The organism is Hydrobacter penzbergensis, from assembly GCF_900106985.1.
Classification (GTDB): domain Bacteria; phylum Bacteroidota; class Bacteroidia; order Chitinophagales; family Chitinophagaceae; genus Sediminibacterium; species Sediminibacterium magnilacihabitans.
Window position 1 is genome coordinate 1 of record NZ_FNNO01000029.1, and the last position, 6326, is coordinate 6326.

A 6326-nucleotide genomic window follows, 5' to 3' on the forward strand; every position below is an offset into this window, starting at 1 on the left:
TGCAAAATTTCAATAAGCAAATGTATTACTACCAGGCACAGGTAGCAGAATACAAGAAGATGATGAACGACCCGGATAAAATGGCCGAAAAGCTAATGTCAGTAGTGAGAAACACCCCGGCTTTTAAGGATTTTATGAGTAAGAATAGTTTGTTGGCACAGTTGTTCCCGATGCCGGGAAGCTATGGGGATCCCACCCTGGCATTGAGCGGACTACAAACCCGAACCAGCGTGCAACAACAATTAACCCAACAGCTTAGCGCCGCAGGAGGAAGTAATCCGCAACAATACCTGCAACAGCAGGTACAGCAGGCCCAGTCTGAGCTGAACGGATTAAAAGATAAGATCAACAAGGCCGGCGGCGGGAGCAGCAGCGACCTGGAGATGCCGGATTTCAAACCGAACAACCAGAAGACGAAAACTTTCTGGAAGCGGATAGAATATGGGTTGAATATACAATCCCAAAAAACGAACAGCCTGCTGCCAGTTACCAGTGACCTTGCTTTGACAGCAGGATACAAACTAAATGATAAAGCTACTGTGGGAGTGGGTGCAGGATATAAAATGGGATGGGGTAAAAACATCAGTAATATAAGGATCACAGGCGAGGGTGTTTCGTTGAGAAGCTACCTGGATGTGAAATACAAAGGCAGTATCTGGATAACAGGCGGCTATGAACTCAATTACCAGCAGTCTTTTTCCAAGATCGAGCAATTGAAGAACCTGGATGCCTGGCAAAGAAGCGGTTTGGTGGGACTGACCAAGAAGTACCGGATAGGTAAGAAGAAAGGCAACCTACAGTTGCTGTGGGACTTTTTGAGCTACAGCCAGGTGCCGAGAACACAACCATTAAAATTCAGGATAGGGTATAATTTCTAAAACAATATTCTTTGGTGTATGATTAAGAAAATTTACTTACTGCTGCTTTTTATTATCACAACCATATTTACACTGAAAGCGCAGACCAGTGGTGTTACCAATCCTCAAATGAACACTGTAACCATACCAACTCCTAATGCCGCGTCTCTTGGTAAGTTTGGTGATTATCCGGTTAGTTTATACAGTGGATTGGTGAACATATCGATTCCAGTTTATGAAATTAAATCTGGAAGCCTTTCCTTGCCTGTAGCTTTGAGATATCATCCGTCAGGCAATAAAGTGGCTGATGTGTCCAATTGGATTGGATTGGGCTGGTCTCTGGATGCCGGAGGTATGATTACCAGAAAGGTAAATGGTAATGTTGATGAGACTTCTAATGGGTACCTATCAGTAGGTAATGTAGTTAAAGGCACGGTTAATTTCAGAACTTCCCAGGACGATCTGAATTATTTATTGAACTTTCAGAGAGGGTTTATTGATGGGGAACCTGATGTTTTTTCTTATAATCTTGCCGGAAGAAGCGGGCACTTCATCTTTAACAGGGATAAAACCACGCTTATCAAACTGCCTTTGGATAAAACACAAATAACGGCCAATCTTGCTGCTAATACAATAACAATTGTTGATGAAAATGGTATTACTTACCAGTTTGGTAAAGGTTTGGATAGCAGTAGTTGCTATGAAACTTCTAATTCATTTGATCCTTTTAAACAGACGTCGGTTCCTGTAGTTACTTCCTGGTTATTATCTGCTATGATTTCGCCGGATAAAGCTGATACGATCAGCTTTAAGTATACATCGCAATATTTACAAGGCCTCACAGATATAAACGATTACTGTGTTTTAAAAGATCAAAAGTTAGCATATTCTCCTCCAACTACTTTTCAATCCAGTACTGTTGCTTCTTGCTATACTTATAATGTGTCTAACTATTCGGTGGAATATAAGATCAGTGAAATTGGCTTCAGGAATGGGAAAATACTTTTTAATCCATCCACGGATAATCGACTGGACAGAACCAACGATAAAAAGTTAAGCAGTATTACTGTTTATAAGTATGATTACAGCACTTCAAGTTACCTGCCACTGAAAACGATACAGCTTTATCAAAGTTATTATTCTAATAATGACAGGCTCCGGCTGGATTCACTTAAATACACTGATAACCAGAATGCAGGAGTTGAAGCGTATTCGTTTGGATATAATTCCACTATTTTACCCAGCAATTTAAGTAGGCAAAAGGATTGGTGGGGGTATTACAATAGCAATTATGGATCAACATTGGTTCCTGCTACGCAAGTATCTTTTATAAATGACGGCGGTACCGCATCAACAGTAACGGTAGGTGATGCGAACAGGGAGCCGGACACTTCCAGGATGAAAGCTTGCGTGTTGGAACGGATTAATTATCCAACGGGAGGACATACAGAGTTTACGTATGAGACAAACAAATATTATTATTCCAATTCAATTATCAACGCAGGAGGGTTGAGAATAAAACAAATCAGGAAATACGATGGAATTTCCGCAACCCCTTTCATATTAACATACAAATATGGCAACAACGAATCGGGCTATGGGAATCTGAATGCACCCAGCAATTTTTCAATTAATCCTTCTTTTTTCAGCAGCTCAATTATTTCTCAAGCCTGGGGAGGACCTCAGAGCCAGCAGGTATGCCCGGAATCAATAAGGTCAAGAACGTATTCTTCAAGCTTGAGCATTGGCCTAGTTCCTTATGATGGTGTTCCTGTTTATTATGATTATGTAACAGAATATGACGGTGATCCGGCAACGGGAACGGTTTCAGGAAAAACGATTTACAATTACCTATTCACCCCCGACGTGAATAATTCATATGTTCCCAATTCAATGGCAAAATTATACACGCAAACCAATTACTGGCAGCGTGGATATTTGGCCAGTAAGTCAATTTATGATTCAAACAACAAACTGATCTATCAACTCAGTAATAATTATGGGTCTTTTCAGTCTGTAAGATATGATTCGGTGGGCCTGCTTGTGAGTCGAAATTATGATTATGTAACTTCTCCTCCGGCATCTGAATCACTGAATGATCCTAATGTTACAGGGGCATCTTTTAACTGCGGACACCCCATATATTTATTTGATTATGCCTCTTATCCGGTAACAACCGGAAATTATGTACTGAACAGTACTACCGAAACTACTTTCGACCAGAATACGCCGTCAAGCTCATTGGTTAAAACAACTTCTTATGTTTATAATAACAACAATTACCAGCCTCTGCAAATGACTACAAACTTGAGTAGCGGAGAAAATGAAGTGACAAATATTAAATATCCGCTTGACTATACCGTTTCTTCTTTGCCAGATAGTAAATCTTCCGGAATATTAAATCTGCAATCAAAGAACATTATTACAGTTCCAGTGGAAAAGTACACTCAACGGATGAATGCAAATGGAACCAACCCCAGGACAATTACAGGAATACTCACTTCTTTTAAAACCAGCCAACCCTATCCCGATACCATATACCGGTTTGAAAGTTCCACTGGAGTTAGCGACTTCTCTGCTTCTACTATTACCGGGAATAGTTTTATTAAAGATTACAGGTATCAGCCCGCTGTTATCATGCAGAGCTTCGATAGCAGAGGTAACACACTGCAACAACAGAAAATAAGTGATCCCATTCGCAGCTATGTTTGGGATTATAATCAACAATATCCCGTTGCAGAAGTAGTAAATGCATCTTTGCAAGATATTGCCTATACGAGTTTTGAAGCGAATGGAACCGGCAATTGGACAATTACAGGTGCGGCTACGGTACAAGATGCTACCAGTCCTACTGGAAACAAATATTATACTTTATCAGCTGCTAATTATCTAACAAAGTCGGGTTTGAATACTGGATCTGTCTATGTTGTGTCATACTGGTCTAAAAACGGAAGCAGCTCGTATTTGGTAAACGGAGCTGCCGGTACAGCTGGCATGAATGCCAACGGCTGGGTCTATTATGAACACGTTGTTTCGGGAGTTTCTGCTATTACTATTAGCGGCAGCGGCTCAATTGATGAGGTTCGTCTGTATCCAAAAGGGTCTTTGATGACTACTTATGCATTCAACCCTCTTGTTGGAATGACGAACAAATGCGATGCATTAAATCATATTGTATATTACGAATATGACGCTTTCAGCCGCTTAAAGCTAATAAGAGATTCGTATAAGAATGTTGTTAAGAGATTTGATTATCTCTACCAAATACCCAATAATGCAAGTGCATACTGGGTAACCATCAACGGACCTGCCTGTGAATTGAATTCAAGCGGATCTAATACAGGAAATCAATTGACAACACAAAAAAATATCAATCCCAATAGTAGCACCTATACGCAGACGCAAACCATCAGTACCTATAATACTACAGCTTGTCCGGTCATGGCCAATGTTACTTATTCGAATGCAACGTCCGATTACATATACCTAAAGCTAACCAATACCTCAACGAATACTACTTATAGTTTTACACTGAACTCCGGAGCGGCCAGTGGAACCGTTGCAGGGCAAGTGCCGATAGGTACTTATAATGTAAATATGTCGGCAAGCAATGCATCGGCCTTGTATACCTATAGCTTTTACACATTTACTTCTGCAGGAGTGAATTCGACTAGTTTTTATAATGTTCAGGTATGTGCTACCTGTGCTGTTGCCAGAATAACTTATTGATCATTTAATATAAGATTATGAGAAAAATATTGCTGCTTCTGTTTGTATTTATTTGTTCGTATTCCATTCCTGAAAAGAGCATATATGCCTTGAAATTTAAAAGCCTGGATAGAGAAGACATCGATATGGCTTCTTATAAAGGTAAAAAGATACTGGTTGCTGTATTTAATGCGGGTAATCCCGACAGGAAACTATTGCGCTCATTGGATACGCTTTTCAGGGAAACCCAAACGATCTTGTCTATTATAGCCGTTCCGGCAGAGGATTTTAGTACAGCTATGCCGGAAAAAATGTTGGTTTCACTTTTAAGGGATTCTCTTAACCTGAGTTATCCTGTAACAGCTATAAGAAGGGTCAAAAAGAACAATGAAAATGCCCAGCACCCTCTTTTGCAATGGTTGACAAGTAAAGACAATAATCAACACTTTGATGAGGATGTTGAAGATGGGGGGCAAATGTACATTGTAAACGAGACAGGGATTTTGTTTGCGAACATAAAAAAAGGCGTTTTTCCAACCGAGAAATTGATAAAAGATATACTGGGACAACAAGTGTATGAATAGCAGTTTCGGTATATCAAACGATTATTAAAAGGCTATTAAATCATAGTGATATGGTCTCTTTTAAAAAAATAATTACATCTGTAACGATTGGAGCAGTATTGATCTGTCAGCATGGGGCAGCACAAACCAATGCGCCCACCATTGACACCAAAGCAGCCGCAGCTACTGCGGTTGTGTATAAGCCTTCAGCATACTCAGGTGTCACATCGGTCAATTATATTCGAACCTGGGAACCCAGGCAGCCTTATATCTTTGAATCTGATGTGATCTCTTCAAGCAGGCTGGTTACACAGGTTGGACATTCTTCTCAATATGCAGATGGTTTGGGACGGCCACTTCAAATGGTTAATTGGCAAAGTTCCCCCGGGCAAAAAGACTTGATAACGCCTTCTGTCTACGACCCATTTGGACGAGAAACGTATAAATTCATTCCTTATACAGCTACAGGAATAGATGGTTTTCTCAAAACGGACCCATTTGGAGACCAAAGCACATTTTACGGAACGACTTATCAGACCCAACAGTCAGCTTATACGAATGAAGCCATTTATTATAGGAAGACTGTTTTTGAAGCTTCCCCGCTTAACAGGATATCTAAATCTTTTGCCCCGGGCAATAACTGGGCTGGAACAGAAGGTGGGGCGGTGGAGCGTGCAGTGAACACACAGTACCTGCTCAATGCGGTGAGCGATTCGGTGAGGATATGGGCGATTACTAATAACGCCCTCACTTATAATGGAGGAGACGCAAGTACAAATATTCCGGTATCCGGCAATTTGTATAGGGCTGGACAATTGTATAAAAGTGTAACCATAGACGAGCATGGTAATAGTGTAGTGGAATATAAAGACAATGAGAAACATGTTGTATTGAAAAAGGTACAATTGGCTGCTACTCCTGGCAGTGCACATATTGGCTGGTTGTGTACCTATTATGTATATGATGACTTTGGCAATCTACGTTTCGTCATTCCTCCAAAAGCAGTGCAGGCCATGCTGGTTAATGGAATCTGGGATTTGACAGCCGGAAATAATGTGATCATTGCTGAACTTTGTTTTCGTTATGAATACGATGGTCGCAGGCGGATGATTGCCAAGAAAGTGCCGGGTGCAGGCTGGGTATACATGATCTATGATAAAAGAGACCGGCTGGTATTTACCCAGGACGCTAATATGGG

Annotated in this window: 3 protein-coding genes and 1 pseudogene; all 4 read left to right on the forward strand. The window is 40.7% G+C overall.

From position 1 onward, the window contains the following. Positions 1–878 (forward strand): annotated as a pseudogene (locus BLU98_RS17350) (hypothetical protein); the annotation flags it as partial. 18 nt (positions 879–896) lie between these two features. Further along, positions 897–4586, forward strand: a complete 3690-nt coding sequence (locus BLU98_RS17355; protein ID WP_092727071.1) for a hypothetical protein — start codon at positions 897–899, stop codon at positions 4584–4586. Positions 4587–4603: 17 nt separating this feature from the next. Next, positions 4604–5149 (forward strand): hypothetical protein, encoded by a 546-nt coding sequence (locus tag BLU98_RS17360; RefSeq protein ID WP_092727072.1) that lies wholly within the window; start codon positions 4604–4606, stop codon positions 5147–5149. Between the two features lie 50 nt (positions 5150–5199). After that, the coding region (locus BLU98_RS17365; RefSeq protein WP_257575100.1) for a DUF6443 domain-containing protein at positions 5200–6326 on the forward strand (1127 nt) is incomplete at its 3' end.